This is a genomic window from Tessaracoccus sp. (assembly GCF_016714275.1).
Classification (GTDB): domain Bacteria; phylum Actinomycetota; class Actinomycetes; order Propionibacteriales; family Propionibacteriaceae; genus Arachnia.
The window spans coordinates 43,057-61,973 of record NZ_JADJNP010000004.1 but is presented as its reverse complement, the minus strand read 5'-3'; the positions used below and the strand labels follow the sequence as shown (position 1 = coordinate 61,973).

Annotated in this window: 18 protein-coding genes and 2 pseudogenes; 13 read left to right on the top strand and 7 right to left on the bottom strand. The window is 62.4% G+C overall.

All coding sequences use genetic code 11. The features are described from left to right. Positions 1–183: 183 nt before the first annotated feature. Both IPJ61_RS14555 and IPJ61_RS14550 read right to left on the bottom strand, forming a co-directional pair. Positions 184–1,098, bottom strand: coding sequence for a glycosyltransferase family 2 protein (locus IPJ61_RS14555; RefSeq protein WP_297108987.1), 915 nt, complete (start codon positions 1,096–1,098; stop codon positions 184–186). 8 nt (positions 1,099–1,106) lie between these two features. Continuing rightward, positions 1,107–1,751, bottom strand: coding sequence for a CDP-alcohol phosphatidyltransferase family protein (locus IPJ61_RS14550; protein WP_297110950.1), 645 nt, complete (start codon positions 1,749–1,751; stop codon positions 1,107–1,109). A 568-nt stretch (positions 1,752–2,319) separates the two neighbouring features. Here IPJ61_RS14550 and IPJ61_RS14545 point away from each other — a divergent pair. The 5 genes from IPJ61_RS14545 (at position 2,320) to IPJ61_RS14525 (ending at position 6,253) form a co-directional block, all read left to right on the top strand. Further along, complete coding sequence (locus tag IPJ61_RS14545; RefSeq protein ID WP_297108984.1) at positions 2,320–3,276, top strand: glycosyltransferase family 2 protein; 957 nt, start codon at positions 2,320–2,322, stop codon at positions 3,274–3,276. A gap of 141 nt (positions 3,277–3,417) precedes the next feature. Continuing rightward, entirely contained in the window at positions 3,418–3,924 is a 507-nt protein-coding gene (gene pssD / locus IPJ61_RS14540) for a PssD/Cps14F family polysaccharide biosynthesis glycosyltransferase (RefSeq protein ID WP_366505708.1), read from the top strand. 305 nt (positions 3,925–4,229) lie between these two features. Beyond that, a complete protein-coding gene (locus IPJ61_RS14535; RefSeq protein ID WP_297108981.1) occupies positions 4,230–4,502 on the top strand; it encodes a hypothetical protein in 273 nt (90 codons plus the stop codon). Between the two features lie 232 nt (positions 4,503–4,734). Next, a complete protein-coding gene (locus IPJ61_RS14530; RefSeq protein WP_297108978.1) occupies positions 4,735–5,673 on the top strand; it encodes an IS1634 family transposase in 939 nt (312 codons plus the stop codon). Next, entirely contained in the window at positions 5,642–6,253 is a 612-nt protein-coding gene (locus IPJ61_RS14525; protein WP_297108975.1) for an IS1634 family transposase, read from the top strand. The genes IPJ61_RS14530 and IPJ61_RS14525 overlap by 32 nt, the downstream gene beginning before the upstream one ends. Before the next feature lie 78 nt (positions 6,254–6,331). On the opposite strand, the gene IPJ61_RS14520 is transcribed toward IPJ61_RS14525, so the two are convergent. The 3 genes from IPJ61_RS14520 to IPJ61_RS14510 form a co-directional block, all read right to left on the bottom strand. Further along, entirely contained in the window at positions 6,332–6,973 is a 642-nt protein-coding gene (locus tag IPJ61_RS14520; RefSeq protein ID WP_297108973.1) for a hypothetical protein, read from the bottom strand. A gap of 276 nt (positions 6,974–7,249) precedes the next feature. Then, positions 7,250–8,407: a glycoside hydrolase family 16 protein gene (locus IPJ61_RS14515; protein ID WP_297108970.1), complete on the bottom strand. Its 1,158-nt coding sequence runs from the start codon at positions 8,405–8,407 to the stop codon at positions 7,250–7,252. A gap of 835 nt (positions 8,408–9,242) precedes the next feature. Then, positions 9,243–10,016, bottom strand: coding sequence for an adenylyltransferase/cytidyltransferase family protein (locus tag IPJ61_RS14510; protein WP_366505706.1), 774 nt, complete (start codon positions 10,014–10,016; stop codon positions 9,243–9,245). Between the two features lie 221 nt (positions 10,017–10,237). Here IPJ61_RS14510 and IPJ61_RS14505 point away from each other — a divergent pair, with 221 nt between their 5' ends. The 3 genes from IPJ61_RS14505 (at position 10,238) to IPJ61_RS14495 (ending at position 14,492) form a co-directional block, all read left to right on the top strand. Next, positions 10,238–11,719, top strand: coding sequence for a sugar transferase (locus IPJ61_RS14505; RefSeq protein WP_297108965.1), 1,482 nt, complete (start codon positions 10,238–10,240; stop codon positions 11,717–11,719). A 121-nt stretch (positions 11,720–11,840) separates the two neighbouring features. Next, positions 11,841–12,980 carry an adenylyl-sulfate kinase gene (gene cysC / locus IPJ61_RS14500; RefSeq protein WP_297108962.1) on the top strand — a complete coding sequence of 380 codons (1,140 nt, stop codon included), beginning with the start codon at positions 11,841–11,843 and terminating at the stop codon, positions 12,978–12,980. 336 nt (positions 12,981–13,316) lie between these two features. Continuing rightward, positions 13,317–14,492 carry a nucleotide sugar dehydrogenase gene (locus tag IPJ61_RS14495; RefSeq protein ID WP_297108959.1) on the top strand — a complete coding sequence of 392 codons (1,176 nt, stop codon included), beginning with the start codon at positions 13,317–13,319 and terminating at the stop codon, positions 14,490–14,492. A 263-nt stretch (positions 14,493–14,755) separates the two neighbouring features. On the opposite strand, the gene IPJ61_RS14490 is transcribed toward IPJ61_RS14495, so the two are convergent. Continuing rightward, complete coding sequence (locus IPJ61_RS14490) at positions 14,756–15,169, bottom strand: hypothetical protein (protein ID WP_297108956.1); 414 nt, start codon at positions 15,167–15,169, stop codon at positions 14,756–14,758. Between the two features lie 146 nt (positions 15,170–15,315). Further along, positions 15,316–15,702, bottom strand: a complete 387-nt coding sequence (locus tag IPJ61_RS14485; protein WP_297108953.1) for a helix-turn-helix domain-containing protein — start codon at positions 15,700–15,702, stop codon at positions 15,316–15,318. Here IPJ61_RS14485 and IPJ61_RS22295 point away from each other — a divergent pair. The 5 genes and pseudogenes from IPJ61_RS22295 to IPJ61_RS22290 form a co-directional block, all read left to right on the top strand. Continuing rightward, positions 15,635–16,339, top strand: a pseudogene (locus IPJ61_RS22295) (Sir2 family NAD-dependent protein deacetylase); the annotation flags it as partial. The gene IPJ61_RS14485 and the pseudogene IPJ61_RS22295 sit on opposite strands and share 68 nt — an antisense overlap. Before the next feature lie 130 nt (positions 16,340–16,469). Then, a complete protein-coding gene (locus tag IPJ61_RS14475) occupies positions 16,470–16,892 on the top strand; it encodes a Sir2 family NAD-dependent protein deacetylase (RefSeq protein ID WP_297108949.1) in 423 nt (140 codons plus the stop codon). Between the two features lie 62 nt (positions 16,893–16,954). Continuing rightward, positions 16,955–17,146 (top strand): hypothetical protein, encoded by a 192-nt coding sequence (locus IPJ61_RS14470; protein ID WP_297108946.1) that lies wholly within the window; start codon positions 16,955–16,957, stop codon positions 17,144–17,146. Positions 17,147–17,379: 233 nt separating this feature from the next. Continuing rightward, complete coding sequence (locus tag IPJ61_RS14465; protein ID WP_297108943.1) at positions 17,380–17,637, top strand: PIN domain-containing protein; 258 nt, start codon at positions 17,380–17,382, stop codon at positions 17,635–17,637. A 139-nt stretch (positions 17,638–17,776) separates the two neighbouring features. After that, a pseudogene (locus tag IPJ61_RS22290) lies at positions 17,777–18,584 on the top strand (DUF808 domain-containing protein). Positions 18,585–18,917 lie beyond the last annotated feature (333 nt).

Genomic DNA, 18,917 nt, shown 5'->3' with positions numbered 1-18,917 from the left:
TCCGTCAAAATGGGCTTGATGGAGACCACCGCTGACGCAGTGTATTGCGCAGTAGTGAAAACGACATAAGCGCCCGTAAGTGCTAGGCCAGTGATCGCCCCGACGACCAGCCACAACCACCGTTCCTTTAAAGCGCGTCCATAGCTACGTACTGGCACGGCCGTTGATCCGTATAGAGTCTGTTCAGGCACGAAGGTCCCTTTGTTCAGGTTTGTCAGTTGTTGCAGTGGGCTGATCACGAACCCATTTCACGCGTGCACGCAAGCGTCTCGTCAGAATCGCGCCCTGTAAGCCGCCAAGTTCTGCAATTGCGGGCGAAAGCAGCGTCTCAAACTCTCGCACGGCGCGTTCTCGGCTTGTCGGATCGAGCGCCGCGATCTGAACTAGGCGAGGAAGTCTCCTTCCGACCACACGCTCACTCAAATCTGCGTAGGCCGCTGCCTGCTGACTATCCGCCCAAGATGCAATCTGCCAAGACTTTGAAGCTGTGACCTGAGTCGGATGAATTCGATAAATGAGACCATACGAAGCTGCCCTCAGAAGTCTCGCTCCTGAGGTCGCACACCGCATCCACAAGTCGTAGTCCTCCGAAGGTACGGCGCGATATCCGCCTACGCGGTCAATAGCTTCTCGACGTGCAACGAGAGTGGGGTGGCAGGCCGGATTCGTGAGAAGCAGATGTAGACGAAAGGCACCGGGAGAGATGGACGCCGGAAGCCCTGGCACCAAACGCTGTCCCTGCAGCTTAAGTATCGCCGTAAACACCAGATCGGCCGAGGTCCGCACCAGCGGAAGAGTCTCCCTGAACCTCCAGGGCATAGAGATGTCGTCAGCATCCATACGGGCGACAAACTGGCTGTCGGTAGCGGCCATGAGTTTCGCCAATGCAGGACCAACACCGCGTCCAGCCTCATCTCCTCCCTGAAGCACTCGCAGTCGCGTGTCTTTGGATAGTTCGTCGAGGATAACCACTGTGGAGTCGGTGCTGCCGTCGTCCAAAACGACCAATTCCGAGTCACGCGGCATCGCCCGCAAGGTCGACGTGACCGCGCGACGGATCGTCTTTTCCGAGTCGCGCACTGGCAAAATGACAGACATTTCTGGCACTAGGCACTCCTTGCTGCGTCGAGAGCGGACAAATCACGGTGCCGTCTACGCATCGACACGAAGCTATGCACAGTTGCCACAAACGCAAGCATGCAATACACCACTGCAAAAGGCGCACCGGTGCCCCACAGCACGAAAGACCACAAAAGAACGCCTGGATCTATCGGCAATAGGACAAATGATCGAAGAGTACCGCCGCGTCTAATTTCGGATCCCGCATTGTTGACAAGGGCCTCGGCAAGAATCTGGCTAAGGAACTGTGCTGAAGTAACCAATCCATACCAGAGCGCCACCAGCGCCAGCCAGTTCATTTCTTCGAAAAACCGGGCTACACCAATAGCCGCGCCCACATGGATGGCCGGGCTACGAAATGCATCAACAACGTGATCCAACCACTCTCCGGCCTTACTCGGCCTCCGGTAGAGACGTGCCAGTTGACCGTCAGCGGAGTCAAACACAAAACCGAGCGCCAGCAGGAGCGCGACCGCAACTCCGAGCATTACCGTTGGCGGCAGCAATATGAGCAGCGCCACGCCAGTCAACGATAGACAGGCCGACATTAGCGTGATGGCGTTGGGACTCAACCCAAAGGCATAAGCACTCGCAGCGATCCAGCGTGCAGAACCTCGGTTCACCCAGCGCATATAGGCCGGAACACCGGAACCCGGCTTCTGCGCCGCATTAAGCCGCCTACGCGCCTCCTGGATTCGGTCCCTCCAGGAATTGGGTCGGGTCATACTCACTCCCGTAAAATCTGCCATCAACTTGTCTCCCCCTAGCCAAGCGTCCCGACCTGATTGGCAATGACCGGGCAGTCTGGCAGCATACACGATGTGCCCCTGGGGCCCAACCGACGTCTCGCTGCCGCCGCGACCTCGCCGCTCGGGCTCCCGGCTTGCGCCTCCACGGTCCAGTCCGCCGAGATGGGCACTACCCGGGTCCCGCCCCCCGGACATCAGTTAGGGACTGATCGCCACGCGCACTCGCTCCGCCAGCCCGCTCCACGTCGGCAGTCCGACCGGACTCAGTTGCTACTTCGGACCACAGCCACAGTGCGCGCCTTGCGGAAGCCCGGTGGGACATCAGCCAGGTGCGTCCACTAGCCGCCCCAAGTCGTCACTGACATCTAGGATCAGCCGAACCAGGCCCACGCGGACGTCCTACCCTTCGCGCATTGCGATAGGGTATACTCCCGACTTAAGCTGTGCCGACGTGGCAGACGAAGCTAGTTCTGTGGGGGACGCAAACATGACAAGGACTTATCCCGATATCGACGTGGTCATCGCCACTCGGGACAGGCATGAACTACTACTCGCCACCCTGGCGGCGATTGAAAGTCAGAACTATCCTGGCCAAATCCGGACTTTCGTCGTATACGACAACTTTCCGATGCGTCGTGACCTCGAACGCCAGTCGGGACCTCGTCCGGTTACCGTCATCGAGAACGTCCGAACTCCTGGTCTACCCGGATCCAGAAACACCGGACTGACTCTCTCCACAGCTCCGATCGTTGGCTTTTGCGATGACGATGATATGTGGCTACCGACGAAGGTGCGACAGCAGGTCGACCTGCTTCTGCAGAATAATGCACTTGGGTGCGTCGCGGGAATTCGGATCCTGTACGGCGACAGTAAAATTGAGCGAGTTCCACCGGTCGACCGAATCGACTCCGACTCTATCCTCACCAGCCGCCTCACCGGGGCTCATCCGTCGAGCTATCTTTTTCGTCGCGAGTTACTCCTCGACCAGGTCGGCCTAGTAGACGAGGAGATACCCTACGGCTACGGGGAGGACTACGACCTACTCATCCGTGCCGCATCAGCAGGAACCATCGTCGTGCTGCAAGAGCCCGCGGTCGAGGTGTTGTGGCACAAGGGTGGCTCCTACTTCTCAAGGCGATGGGAGGCGATGGACGCAGGGATCGCGTACCTAATGTCGAAACACCCTGATCTCTCCCGATCGAGGAAGGCAGCTGGCTGGCTGTACGGGCAGCGGGCTTTCGCTCAAGCCTCCGCCGGCGAGCGCCGAGCCGCAGTATCCACCGCCGTGATGTCGATCCGACACGATCCGCGACAACTGCGGGGGTACCTCGCGGTCGCGGTCGCGGCAGGCCTACTTCGCCCGAAATGGGTCGTCGATCAGCTCAACGCTCGCGGACGGGGCATCTAGCCTTGACATCCAGTGCTGGTGGATGGCGCTTCCTAGTGATTTCGGGAGCGAGGAAGCCATGCGTTTGCCCACCTCTACGCGCGGCTCGGGGATTGGCGCGGGACTCCGGAGACCCCACAACATCGACTGAAAGTGGCCGGAATGAGTGAACCAACGGAACCGTTAGTGCCCCTGCAGTCGCGACCAAAGATAGAAGGAACAAAGATCATGTTTGTTTCTTCGCCAGGCGGACATCTCGCTCAACTTCTCCCGCTCCGTGACTGGTGGCAGAATGTCGATCGCATATGGGTCACCTTTCAGCTTCCGGAGGTTGAAGCAGCGCTGGCGAATGAACGCGTAGAGTGGTGTTACTGGCCAACAACGCGGAATATTCCAAACGCGATCCGCAATTTGTTCCTCGCATGGAGGCTTGTGCGTCGCGAACGACCCGACATACTTGTCTCGGGGGGAGCGGGTGTAAGTGTTCCGTTTTTTTTCGTCGCGCGCTTACTTGGCATTCGGACCGTCTACATCGAGTGTTTCGATAGGATCACCATGCCAACGATGAGTGGTCGTATCTGCTACTTGGTTTCAGACTTGTTCTGTGTTCAATGGGACGAGCAACGTGTCTACTATCCCGAATCAGCAAATATCGGAGCAATTCTATGACCGACCGGCTCAACAGCTACGGAATAGTTGTATCCGTTGGGACTGATCACCATAAGTTCGACCGTCTGATCGACTGGATCGACCGGTCGCTAGGAAGCTGGGGAGAGAACGCGCCACGCTGCCTGGTTCAGCACGGAGCTAGCCGCGCTCCGAGGCTCGCTGAAGGTGTTACTCGTCTACCCCGTGAGTTGCTCCTTGAGCACTATCGGAATGCGATCGTCGTAGTCGTTCAAGGCGGGCCCGGGTCCATACTAGATGTCCGAGAGGCAGGCCGGATTCCCTTGGTGGTACCGAGGGTCCCGGAGTTGAACGAGGTTGTCGACGGTCATCAGGCGGCGTTTTCTAGGGTGATGGAGCAACACGGCAACGCTATCGTGGTGGACAACTGGGAGGCGTTCGACGAACAGTTGAGAAGGATGGCTGCTTCACCGCACGACTTCATGACCGAGCCTCGTGTTTCGAATCCAGGTCTGGCTGCCAAGCGGATCGCCGAACATATCGACCGCATTCTTACCAGTCCACCCCAACGGCGCGGCCGAAGCATTCGCAGACTTCGCCAATTGTTCGCCGCTCGTTAAGACGCACCGGCATCATCTCATACGTCGCCGGAGGATTTTCGATTCAGCGAACAGTCAAGACTGCTGTCATACATCGATGGGCCTCATGGCTCGGAGAACTAAGAACAACTCAAACCCGACTTGGGCCACGCCTTGGAAAGTTGCTTGGTTGAACCCTTTGTGACAAGGGGTGACAGTGTCTGGGAAGGCCTGTTTTCCTGACTAAATCTGGGAGTGTGGGTAGGGTTCAGGCATGGTTTTGCCTCGGATCCGTGTGGTGCCGACGGCCTCTGGTGCCCGTGCGGTGCAGGTGATCTGGCACTACCGTGACAACAAGCCTGTTCTTGATCACATCGGCTCGGCTCACACTGACGAAGAACTCGTACTGCTGAACGCGCGTGCGCAGCGCTTGATCGACGACCGGCAACCTCGGCTGGCTCTCGACGGCGACGCCGCCAAGGCTGCGACCGGCTCGGTGGAGGCGCCGCTCGCGATCGCTGGGGAGCGTGCCGGGTATCTCATCGACGCGATCCAAGGCGTGTACCGCAGCCTGGGGTTCGACACCGCTACTAATGGTGACGAGGTGTTCGAGCATTTGGTGATGGCCAGGATCGTGCATCCCGGCTCCAAGCTCGACTCGATCGAGACTCTGGCCGAGATCGGCATCCGGTCCGCGTCGTACCGCACGATCAAGCGCCGGCTCCCGGTGTACGCGAAACCAGGGTTCCAAGACGGATTGACAAGGGCCTGCGCAGCCAAAGCGGGTATCGGCCCCGGTGTCCTGGTGCTCTTCGATGTGACCACGTTGTATTTCGAGACCGACACCCCTGACGAGCTCCGGATACCCGGATACTCGAAAGAGCGACGTTTGGAGCCCCAAATCACCGTCGGGCTCCTGGCTGATGAGACAGGGTTCCCGCTTGCGGTGGCGGCGTTCGAGGGCAACAAGTCCGAGAAGCTGACCATGCTGCCGATGATCGAGCAGCTGCAACGCACCTACGACCTGACCCGAGTCACCGTGGTCGCCGACTCCGGCATGTTTTCGGCCGGCAACAAGAAGTCGATCATCGATGCCGGACTGGGCTACATCCTCGGCACCAAGTTCGCTCAGGTGCCCTACCCGATCGCGCGGTGGCGGCGCGAACACCCCGACACCGACTATGTCGACGGGCGAGATCTGGACGATCGCTGATCGCAGCGGCAGAGGCCCTGACGGGATCCCGCACTCGATCACCTACTACCAGTACTCAGCCGACCGGGCGCGGCGGTCCCGGAAAGGCATCGCCGAACAGGTCCGCAAAGCCGAAGACGCCGTCGCGGGGAAGACCGCGGTGAAACGCAACCGGTACGTCGACCTCCACAAGCCGACCAAGACCGTGAACTACGAACTCGCCGAGAAGAACACCGCGCTGGCCGGGATCAAGGGCTACGAAACCAACCAGATCGACCTCAACGCCGAGCAAGTGATCAACGCCTACCGCCAGCTTCTACGGATTGAGAAGGCATTTCGCATGTCAAAGACCGATCTGAAGGCCAGACCGATCTACCACCGCAAGAAGGACTCGATCGATGCGCACCTGACCATCGTGATGGCCGCGATGGCTGTTGGCCACGAACTCGAACACCGCACGGGGCTCTCCCTACGCCGTCTGGTCCGCACCCTGAAACGCTACCGCACCTTCGAACTCAACATCAACGGCCACATCGTCCACGCCGCCACACCACTCCCCACCGACGCCCAGGCCCTCATCCACCGACTCGCGAAAACCTGACTAATCTGGCCCAAGTCGGGCTGCTGTCATACATCGATGGGCCTCATGGCTCGGAGAACTAAGAACAACTCAAAGGCATCAACAAGCGGGGTCATCCGGGAACGTCTGATCAGCAATCATCCACTGTCCGCCTCGAGGCTCAAGCGTGAAGAGCATGCGACTCCGGTTCGGGGTGGACTCGTCCCGAACGTTCACGCCGTTCTCGTCGAGCACCTTAACATCAGACGAGTCCACACAGGCGCTAACGATCAACGTGTTGTCGTCCTTCTCGTCTTCCACCGCCACGTCGCTGACCGTCGGGCTACCTACCTGATGCCAGTCTGCGTCTGACCACTCCTCCAGCTGAAGTTCAAGCATCGTTCGGAATGCTCCGGTGGCAACGCCATCCAGCACGTCGACTGACGGCTCTTCACCCAGTGCCTCGCTCGCACGTTCAAGCACGACCTGGACACGCGCCTCCAGGATTGCATCATCTGCCGGCGGCGGAGTGACGTCGATTGGAGGAACCTCGGACGCCGCTCCGCTACCGGATGGTGAAGCTTGGCCGCTAGGCGGGGTCGTTGCGCCGGATGACGCGGAAGACGGGCCAGGACCTCGCACTGGATCGCCTGACTTGGGCAGCAAGTTCGGGATCACCAACGCACCCACACACACGACGCCCACCGCGATCAAACCGGCGGCGAGACGGCGGTTACGCCTTCCAACCAGAGGTTCAGTCATACTCAACTTCTCGCTTCCCAGCCCTGAACGGATCGTGGGCTCCCCACGGGCACCATGCTACAGGTCTATCAAGCACGCGCTTCAACGGCAAACTAGGCCACACGGGACCGGGCGGACTGTTCGAGTTCTTGGGAACAGCCCGCCGCTTCAGCAGCGATGTGGGACCGACTCGCTGTCGGGACCTCTCCGAGAGTGCATGCGCGCCGGCCTTATCCTTCGGCGGTCCCGCAGCGCGGAGGCCGCCGCGCTCCTAGGCGCCACTGCAGACTGGGCCTGCTAGCCCTTGTACTCCCAGTACCGAACGTAATCGACCTGCATCGTCGCCGGCAGCACCGTCTCCTCTGGCCGCTTCGGGTCGGTGAAACCCATCCAGTCGCTGCCAACCTGTGTATTGATCCGCAGATCAACGCCGCTAGTACTGAAGGAGTCCTTGAGCCAGGGATGCTCTGCGGAACGAATGTCCCACATCTTGACACCATCCAGGAATACCCGTATATAGCTGGGCGTCCACTCAACAGCCCAGGTATGCCAATCATCAGCGATGTAGGTTGCGGGCTTGACGAGGTTCTGAAGCTTCACCTTCGAACCACCGGGCTTCGTCAGACCATGAACTGCCGACTGCCAAGATCCGGCTGGGTGGGTCTTCAGATGCTGATGCGGATCGCCCATCGACTCCATCAGGTCTATCTCGCCGACGGTCTTTACATCCTTCAGCCAGATAGCTGGCCAAAGACCTCGCGAGACACCCCGCTTCTGCGGGAGCTTCGCGCGCACCTCCCACCGGCCGTATCTCTTAGTCAGCTTACCGGTGGTGTCCACGAACCCCGTGGAGAAGGCCCGGCTGCGGCCTGCCTTCACCACCGGCTTAGCCAGCCGCGTGGTCTCGATCCTCAAGGTGCCCCCCTGCACCTTCACACGTGCGCCGTCGATCATTGCCTCGTCGTAGGATTGGTAGTCACCGGTTCGTACTCGCCACTTGGTGGTATCGACCTTGGTACCGTCGAACTCGTCGCGCCAGTCCGGCACACCCCACCCGGCGACGTTCGCGGGGGGCACAGCTGGCGACTCCGGCAGGGAGGGCGAACCAGCCACAGCTGGACGCGCCACGACCGTTGCGTCGAACAGCACTGCAGCAGAGTTCGCATAGTTCACGCGGGTGTCTGCCGAGATCGTGTTCACACCGTTCATGAGCACCGATTTAGGGATCGTGAACGTAACAATCTCACGAACCGTCTTGCTAGCGCGGGTCAGCGGCGAGAGCTGACCCTGCGGAAGATTGGTGCGGCCGACCTCAGCCCCGTTCACCATGACACGAAGACCATCATCAACAATAGCGTGGATGCGAACCTCGCCGACTTCACTCGGATACACCTCAAAGGTCCTTGTGGCATAGATCACGGCGCCGTCGCCACGCCGCGACACAGTGGTCTTCACGTCGGCGCTCCCGAAGCCCAAGGGCGCGTTACCAGATGCCCAACCAGATGTGGATGGGGACGGCCACCCTGCAACCGTGGCTGTGCTGGCCGCGTACCGCCAGCTACTTCCAGCTGCGACGAGCACCTGCTCGGCGAGCTCTGGTTGCGGCAGCCTCTCCCCCTCGGCCGCCCTGGCATTCGTCGGCGGCAGGAGGGAGACCCCTAGAAGCAACGCTACGACGAGGGTTAGCACAGCGCCCAGACGTCCCCGCATTGGCTGGGGACCATCACTTCGATCCATCGGATGACTCTTTCTACTCGACTGAGCCGCTCGGCTCAGTTGTGGCGTGCCGTGCGTGATCCCCCTAGCACGGCGGGCCAAACCTTAACATAGCCTTAAAAATCTCAACAAACCCGTCCGAGCTGCGAGCGCAAGCTCGGGTCAACTTCTGGCTATCAGACGGGCACATCCGTCACATACGGGACTTTCATCGAGCACATCCGTCCCGCGGTCGACGGAGTCGAGCTGGCGATCGGTGGTTTGACTAGGTATGACCAGGTGAGCCATGCTGGACCAGCTAGTGGCCGTCGCCTCAGCGAAGTAGTCACCACTGCTAACTTAAGTACTCGTTCCACCACTCGTAGGTGCTGGTCAATCGCTTCCCCCGACGCACCTACCTGAGGATTCACAGGTTTTCTTCAGGAATCGCCCGGATTCTCCGCTTCGAACGGCGCGGCTGACGTCGACGTCCGAGCATCTCGGAACTCAATGTCTGACGCCCAGACAATCAAGGGATCTACGAAGCGCGCGCTAGTTTCTCCGGCGACCCCCCTTGAAGGTCCGACTACGTGTTTCAGCGCTGCGCCAAGATCTGACGCAAAGCGGTCGACGACGTGTGCGCGGTGTACGGGAAGTACTGGACAGAAGCGCCAACGCTGGCCATCTCCTTCTCCAGGCGGTCACCCTTCGTCGTACCCTTCCAGTCGTCGCCCTTGAAAAGAACGTCGAAGTGGACGCGGTCCCACACGTCGAGCTTGCTCGTCGAGAAGTCGACGACTACGGCATCGACAATGTCCATGGCAGCGACGACACGCACTCGCTCCTCGAGCGGGACCATGGGCATCTTGCCCTTCGCCGCGAAGAGCTCCTCGTCCGTGACAACACCAACAACGAGCCGGTCGCACAGCGCGCGTGCCCGCTTCAGGATGTTCAAGTGCCCTATATGGAACCGGTCCCACGCCCCTGGCACGTAACCCAGAACACCCTGTGCGGTTGGCGTGGTGTGGATCCACTCGTCGAGGCGAAGCTGGCGCGGCATCAGTAGGCGGTCGACAGCTGCGTGGGCGACCCCGACACCGGCTCGGGCGAACACGAGATCCCGCGGACTGCGCTTGAGCGCGTCGCTCGGGTCGAAGATTCGCGCATCGGCCACCTCACGCACTGAACTGATGATCTCCAGCCGCTCCTCGGCCGGCACAACAGGTGCGATCCCGGTGATCTCACGGACAGCCTCGTCCGACAAGACCCGTGCCTCGACGCGATCCGACTCCTCGGCGGCTTGGCGAACGATGTCCACGTCCCCGACGTCAACAAGGTCGAATGTGGAAAGTAGGTAGGCAGTTGCCACTTGCACGATCCCCCTAAGGTGCAAACAGTCGCGGCCCCACGGGGCCGAACTTCAGGTCCCACTGTCGCACAGACCCCACACCATCGCCAAGCCCGGCCCGGGTTCCTTGCGCGAACCCGGTGGGGGGAGTTGCATCTTCACAGTGATCCGTGCAAGGATGCTGCCAACTGAGTGGGGGCGCTCAAGTTTAGAATGCCGGGGGGGCGTTCTGGGTGCCTCCCGTGTGGGGGGTGTCGTTTATGACGACTATGGATTTGCGCGCTGGCGCATCCCGGCTAGATACCGCTGGCTGGACAGCTACGCTCACCCAAGGACGTGCGAAGCACCGACGCATCGTCGGCGTGCTCGCGGATGCATCGGTCATCTTCATCGCTGCGGTCGCAGCCCACGCCCTGCGTTTCGAGTTCTTGAACGAGGCAGCGCCGGAGCTTCCGCTGTGGCTGATGCTTCTTGTGCCGGTGGCATGGCTTGGCACGCTGGCCCTCGCCGGGGCCTACTCGAACCTGAACCTGCAGACGGGACCGGTCGAGTTCCAGCGCATCATGCTGGCGTCCGTGATCTTCGCCGGCACCATCGGGACCATCAACTACTTGGTCCAGTACGACCTGTCGCGGGCGTTCTTCCTACTGACCTTTGCCATCGGGGTGCCAGCACTACTTACGCTCAGGTACACGCGACGCTTGGTTCTCAAGCGGCTGCACGCAGCCGGACACCAGCGCAACTCTGCCATCATCGCCGGTAGCCCGGCTCACATCGACGAGGTGGCACGCGTGCTGCGTCGCGAGAAGTGGCTCGGATACGAAATGGTTGGCGCTGTCACAACGGCCGACATCACGGAGACTCCTAGCGGGCTCCAGGTCCTCGGCACCGTTAAGGACGTCGTTGAACTGGTCGAGCGCTCCGGTATCCAGACCGTGATCTTCGCCGAGGGTTCGTTCCCAGACAGCCAGCACTTCAAGCGCATGGCGTGGGAACTCGAAGAGCATTCGGCACAGATGATCGTGGCTCCTGCGCTGTCAGACATCAGCGCCAGCCGTCTCGCCACCCGTCCGGTCGGCGGGCTTCCCTTGATGTACGTCGAGCGGCCCCAAGCCCTCAACGCATCGCGCTGGGCAAAGCGCCTGTTCGACATCGTCGGATCCGGCATCCTGCTGCTCGTGGCGGGTCCTATCATCGCCATCGTCGCGCTCCTCATCAAGCTTGAGGACCGCGGGCCGATCTTCTTCCAGCAGACCCGCGTGGGTCGTCGCGGGGAGGAGTTCCAATGCCTCAAGGTGCGTTCGATGGTGGTCGACGCCGAAGCCCGGAAGGCTGAGCTCGAGGCGCAGAACGAGAGCGAGGGGAAGGTGCTGTTCAAGATGGCGCGCGATCCCCGCATCACTCGAGTGGGCGCCTTCATCCGACGTTTCTCCATCGACGAGCTCCCGCAGCTCTGGAACGTCTTCCGCGGTGACATGAGCCTCGTCGGGCCCCGCCCGGCGTTGCCCAAGGAAGTCGCCCTCTATGACCGCGACGCCGAGCGCAGGCTCGACGTCCGGCCCGGCCTGACCGGCCTCTGGCAGGTCTCCGGCCGTTCTGATCTCCCCTGGGATGAGACCGTTCGTCTAGACGCTTACTACGTCGACAACTGGTCTTTCATGCAGGATCTGACCATCATGCTGCGGACGGCACGCGCGGTGGTCAGTTCCAGGGGGGCGTACTGAGCCATCCCCCACCGGCCCGGGCCCCCCGGCGCGCGCCTCGCGACCCCACCGTCGCGAGGCGCGCGTCCTCTTTGACGACTTTCACAAGCAACTCTCTTTGACCTTATGAACAGGACACCACATGACCACGGTGACTGACGACGCTGCGCTGACAGCCCACACCCGGCAGACTTACCCTGTGCCCGATCCCAGCCTTCCCGAAGTACATCCCGACATCGCGGGGCTGGACGATCTCGAGTTGCTCCGCCAAGGCCTGCTGACGCAGGACCTCCTTGACCTCCCACCAGGTCCCGCAACTTACGTCGATGCAGAGGGTGTCCCCGTGGCGTCGGTTGATGAAGCGGGAAAACTGCGCTGGCTCTCGCCGCGGTCCAGCAGGCCCTACGAGCGCTGGCACACCGGGCTGATAGACCTTACTGCGCCCATCGCCGTCGTCGACCACCCCGGGCGGCTAGCGTCGGTACGCGGCGACGCCGCTACCACCGTCGTACTCGCGTCCACCGACGCAGGAAGGGCGGATCTCCACCTGGTTCGCATGGCCCGGCAGCGCGCCACAGAAACCGACTCCCGCCTGGTCGTCCTACCGCTGGGATCGCGCTCGAAGCGTCGGCCACTGAAGCTGGCACGCATCCTGGAGAAGCTTCGGGAGATCGGCCCGGTTACCAACGCCACATCGGACGACTTGTCGTCCTTCGAGCCCGCCGGAGTAGGCCTCGTTGTCTTCTTCACTGGATTCTCGGGATCCGGGAAGTCGACCGTGGCACGGGCCCTCGGCCACTACCTCATCGAGAACTACGGTGCAGAGGTCAGCCTCCTCGACGGCGACGTCGTGCGCCGTAACCTCTCATATGGCCTCACTTTCTCTATGGAGGACCGCAACGCCAATGTCCGAAGGATCGGCTGGGTGGCGGCGGAAATCGCCCGCCACGGCGGCATCGCCATAGCGAGCCCCATCGCACCCTTCGACGTCACCCGCCGCGAGGTGCAACGCATGGTCACCGAACGTGGTGGCCGCTTCCTACTCGTACATGTCAACACCCCGCTGAAGGAATGCGAACGGCGCGACCGCAAGGGCCTCTACGCTAAGGCCCGCGCCGGCCTCATCCCGGACTTCACCGGAATCTCGTCTCCATACGAGCCGCCGGAAGACGCCCACCTCTGCATCGACACCACCGGAGTCGAAATAAACGTGCTCCGAGACATGGTGCTGAGCGAGCTGGAGAAGCGAGGTTGGCTAGGAACGGGACTCAGGCTAGGGTAGCTCCGTTGTGCGGATGACCTACTCTGGGATCAGGCCGTTTATGTGGGGGTTTTCTACATAGACACTGGTCCTGCAAGCAGGATCCACCATCATGCTGCGGACGGCACGCGCGGTGGTTGGATCCAGGGGGGCGATTGTGAGCCATCCCCCACCGGCCCGGGCCCCCGGCGCGCGCCCTGCGACTCCACCGTCGCGGGGCGCGCGTCTATTTTGTGCCGACACGACAACGTTCCGACGCGCAATCCGATCTGGCTAACGGCCCGACACGGAGGATTGCTCACCGACATGCCGCGAGCACCGTATCCTCTTCCTGACACAGGAGAGTGAGGGCAAGACGTGGAACGCGTTCGAGTCGTTGTAGTTGGTACGGGATACGTAGGCATGTCGTTGTCGGTGTTGCTGGCGCAGCGCCACGACGTCGTCGCCGTCGACATCGATCAGCGCAAAGTCGACCTGATCAACAACCGTGTCTCACCCATCGAAGACGCTGAGCTCGAGCACTACCTCGCCAGCGTGCCCCTCACGCTCCACGCAACCACCGACGGACCATCCGCCTATGCAGACGCCGACTTCGTCGTCGTCGCCACCCCCACCGACTACGACGAAGTCACCAACTACTTCGACACCAGCAGCGTCGAGGCTGTCATCGACCAGGTCCTCGCCGCCAATCCATCCGCAACGATCATCGTGAAGTCCACGGTGCCCGTGGGCTTCACGGCGCGGATGCGGGACACCCACCTCGGCGCCGCGATCATGTTCTCGCCCGAGTTTCTGCGCGAGGGGCGCGCGCTCTACGACAATCTTCACCCGTCGCGCGTCATCGTCGGGTCCATGTCCCCGCGGGCAAAGGCCTTCGCCGACCTGCTCGTCGAGGGCGCCCTCGACGAGGACATCCCGGTCCTCCTCACCAACTCAGGCGAGGCCGAAGCCATCAAGCTATTCGCCAACACATACCTCGCTCTCCGCGTCGCCTACTTCAACGAACTCGACACCTACGCCGCCACCCACGGCCTCGACACGCGCCAGATCATCGAAGGCGTAGGTCTCGACCCGAGGATCGGCTCGCACTACAACAACCCGTCTTTCGGGTACGGCGGCTACTGCCTTCCCAAGGACACCAAGCAACTCTTGGCCAACTACCGGCACGTGCCGCAGAACCTGATCACCGCCATCGTCGATGCGAACACCACCCGCAAGGACTTCGTCGCCGCCGACATCCTCTCTCGGCGTCCCCGCGTCGTCGGCATGTACCGCCTGGTGATGAAGACAGGATCGGACAACTTCCGTGCCTCTTCGATCCAGGGCGTGATGAAGCGGATCAAGGCGAAGGGCGCCGAGGTCATCGTCTTCGAGCCGACGCTCATCGAGTCCGAGTTCTTCCACTCAGAGGTGGTCAGAGACCTGGAAGAGTTCAAGAGCAGGGCCGACGTCATCGTCGCCAACCGCCACGCCCCCGAACTCGACGATGTCGCCGCGAAGGTCTACACCCGCGACATCTACGGCCGCGACTGACGGGACCGCTGCCTGAGCCGGTGCGCGAGGAGCCGTCGTGTCGCAACCAATGAGCGCGCGCATGACCGGCAAGGCCGAGCTGCACCACCTCAGTCTGCCGCCTCGCGTTCATTGATTTCGACACAGGCGCTCGTTCCTCGCGGCCCGGCTCAATCAGCGGTCTCAGTCAGCGGGGCTGAAAAATGCAGCATGCTGCGTTTTTCAGCCCCGCTATCCCCAGAACGTCGAGCAACTGAACGTTTCCAGCCCCGCTGGCCCGAAAATCACGAGGACAGGCTCAAGTGAGAGACCGCATCGTACGCCTTGGTGCCTGCCGCCCGCCTGAGCGTGTCGAGGACGCCTACTTCGGTCTTGGGCGAGCCGAGAAGCGTCCTCATGTGCGCGGCCCGGACCTGCTCGGGGTATTGCTCAGCGAGCCGAACGAGCAGGTCGCCCGCCCCAACCACCTCGATGCCATGCTCGGCCATCCAGACTCGCGGAAAGTGCCGAGTGTTGTCCGTGAGGAGGATGTCTGCGTCAGCAGAGAGCGCCGCGGCAAGTACGTGACGGTCAGCCGCGTCCATTTCCACCCCAGCGGCCACCGCCGCGTCCTCAGGGTAGACAACGACCAGCGCCCGCTCAAGGAACCTGTTCATCAACTCTTCGAGCCGCGCCGTGTCGGCGTAGGTGAGAGCCAACCGCGCGCGGAGGTTGCGCGACATCTCGTCGAGGATCTACTGGCTCCACCGGATCTCGATCGCACCAGCGTCGGCGGCATAGAGAAAGTAGTCACGTAAGGTCCGCGAGTACAGAACGTTTGCGTCGGCGAGGACGACGCGGATGCTCAATCGACCAAGCCGATCTGGTTAGAGAACTCGGCCAGAGCCTTGGCCGCGTCGTCGCGACGCGCCCGGCGAGTCCTCTGGAACTCAAGGATCGCCTGCGCAGGCACCCGATGATGGGTGCCGACCTTCACATGGCCAACCTCGCCCGACTCAATCAGCCTCATCAGCGTCGGCCTGGACACCCCCAGCATCGCCGCTGCCTCGGTCGTCGTGAACATCTCCCTGATCGGGATCACCATCGCCCCGGCATCGCGTTCCGCATCCAACAGCGCGAGCACCTTCTCTGCGCTACGACGCGGCAGCCGGAGAGTGACATCGATGCTGTCCCGCGGCTCTTCCAATGCCGCGCGAAGGGCCCTAACGTCATCAACGAGTGCCTCAGACATGAATCTCGCCTCTCAACAGCTGCAACTGGACTCAACTGCTGTAAGTGTAACAGGTGGCACTACCCCGCAGGTCAGAGCGGCAGCGGCTTCGACGTCGTCCTATCCTGGCCTCGTGGAGCGGACACCTGGAGACGTCGGAGGCTGGTTCCGCACGGCGCGAGACGGCGCCGTCGCCCTGCCCGCCACTCCTTCGTGGGGTCCGGGAACCGGCGGGTTCGGGCTGGTGTCACCGGACAAGGACATCGACGCCGCCGCCCGTCTGCTCTGGGGACGGCGCACCCTGGTGCTGACCGGCGCGGGTATGTCGACCGACTCCGGCCTGCCGGACTACCGCGGCCGCGACTCCGTGCCTCGCGCTCCGATGACCTATCAGGAGTTCGTAGGGTCCGACCTGAGCCGCCGTCGATACTGGGCGCGAAGCACGGTCGGCTGGAGATGGTTCGCCGACGCCCGGCCCAACGACGCTCACCACGCTCTCTCGCGCCTGGGCATGGTGACGCCGCTGACCGGTGTGGTGACGCAGAACGTCGACGGCCTGCACCAAGCGGCCGGATCCTCGCCCGTGGTCGATCTCCACGGCAACCTCGCTCGTGTCAGGTGCCTCGGCTGCGGCGCGATCACCCCGCGCATCGCGCTGCAGGAGCAGCTCCTCAACCTAAACCCGGCGTTCATCGATCCGGATGCGTCGGCCGAGTCCTCAGACTACCCGCGGGACCTTTCGACACGGGCTGCGGCTCCTTCGTCGCCGTGGCCCGGCTCAAGGAACGATGCAGACCCGCGCCGCGGCCCGGCCCAAGGAACGATGCAAGCCCCCTCCGAGGCCCGGCTCAAGGAGCGTTGCCCCCGACGGCGACGCCGAGGTCGACCGCACCCACGACTTCCGCTACCCGGACTGCGCCGACTGCGGCGGGATGCTGAAACCCGACGTCGTCTACTTCGGCGAGAACGCACCCCGGGAGGTGACGGAACGCGCCCACGCGATGCTGGACGTCTCCGACGCCCTCCTCGTGCTGGGTACCAGCCTCAGCGTGATGAGCGGCCTGCGCTTCCTCCGCCGCAGCGCGAAGGACGGCCGCCCAGTGGTGATCGTCAACGACGGCGCCACCCGCGGCGACGACCTCGCCGCGCTCCGTCTCCACGGCCGGATCGCCCCGGTCCTCCGCCGCTGGATCGATGGCGCGAACGGGTAACGGTCTCACACGAGCGATCTGAGCATCTTGATGCCTGGCCCTAGACGCGTCATGATGTATCTATGCGGACGACACTGACCCTCGATAGCGACGTCGCCAGGCTTGTTGCCGAGACGACGCACAAGGAGCGACGCTCCACCAAGGACGTCATGAACGACGCGCTGCGGCGCGCCCTCAGCCCACAGCGAACCCGGTCGTACACAGCCCCGGTGTTCCGCGCAGATCCGTCCCCGGCGCGGACCCCGCGCGACTGAATCAACTAGTTGACGAACTTGAGGACGACGAGTTACTCAAGGGCCTCCAACCGTGATCATCCCCGATGTGAACCTGGTCATCTACGCCCACATCGATGGCTACGCTCAGCATCCCGTCGCCCTGAGATGGTGGGAGCAGTTGCTCTCAGGAACCGACGACATCGGCATCATCGCGCCGGTTGTGATGGGGTTCGTTCGGATCGTGACGAACCGGCGCGCCCCTCACGTCACCTTTGAGCATCGAGCAGGCAGCCTCTACCGTCGACACCTGGTTCGAACAGCCCAACGTTCGGTTTCTTCCGGATACGAACGCCACGCTGCGTCGATCCCTCGACTTGCTGCGGGAACTCGGCGTGGCCGGCAACCTGACCACTGACGCACAGATCGCTGCTCACGCCCTGGAGCACTCGGGCACCGTGGCCACGAACGACGCCGACTTCTCACGATTCGCCGGAGTCAAGACTCTGAATCCGCTGCTCGGCCCGGCGTAGGGTCGGGAACACCCCAACGAAAGGACCCACATGGCAGGCGGACTCGCGGCGCTGCTCGACGACATCGCGCTCATCGCGCGCGCAGCGGCATCGGTCGACGACGTGGCCGCAGCGGGCCGGGAAGGCGTCGGCCAAGGCGGTGGGAGTCGTCGTCGACGACGCGGCCGTCACTCCTCGCTACGTGCAGGGATTCACCCCGGACCGGGAACTGCCGGTGATCTGGAAGATCGCCAAGGGCTCGATCATCAACAAGATCATCTTCATCCTCCCGGCCATCCTGCTGATGAGCTGGCTCGTGCCGTGGCTGCTGACGCCGCTGCTCATGTGCGGCGGCCTCTACCTATGCTTCGAAGGCGCGGAGAAGGTCTGGGAGCTGCTCAGCGGGCAGTCACACGCCAAGGAGACGCCGGCCGCCGTCCGGGGCACCGACTACGAGAAGACCATGGTTTCCGGTGCCATCCGCACTGACTTCATCCTCTGCCGAGATCATGGTGATCTCTCTGAACGAGGTCGCCGACCTCAACTTCTGGCTCCGTGCCGGCTCCCTCATCGTCGTCGCGCTGCTCATCACCGCGTTGGTGTACGGCGTCGTCGGATTGATCGTGAAGATGGACGACGTCGGGCTCAAGCTGGCGGGAAACAAGCGGACTGAGCGCCTCGGCCAGGGCCTCGTCAAGGCGATGCCTGTCGTGCTGAAGGTGCTGAGCACCGTCGGGATCGCCGCCATGCTGTGGGTGGGCGGCCACATCCTCCTCGCGGGAATGAACACCCTCGGCTTCACCCCGATCTACAGCTTCGTCCACCACCTGGAACACGAAGCCATCGCCGCCGCCGGCGGATTCGTCGGCTGGCTGCTGAACACCCTCGCCTCGGCGCTGTTCGGTCTGATCGCGGGCGCCATCGTCGTCGCGATCATGCACCTGATCCCCCGAAAGAACACCCACTAGCCACGAGTTCCCGTTTGAGCCGGTGGTGAGTACCCTGCCTTCAGCCAGCCCGTAGCTCTATGAGGCAAGCACCTCCGCGTCACAGCCTAGGCGCGCGTAGGTGGCCAAGGCCCGTCGGTCTAGCGTGACCAGCGTCCCGCCCGCGACTCGAATGGTCTCGGCGATGAGCGCGTCATACACCGCCCCACCAGCAACGCCTAGCACAGGGAAACGCTCGGAGACGAGCCTCATCTGGTGTGCCGCATCGAGACTCAGTGGCCTTTCATGAATGACCTGCCCCAGGAACTCCGCGGCGACTTCAGGGAGCAATGATCAGAACCTGTGGATGGCTCT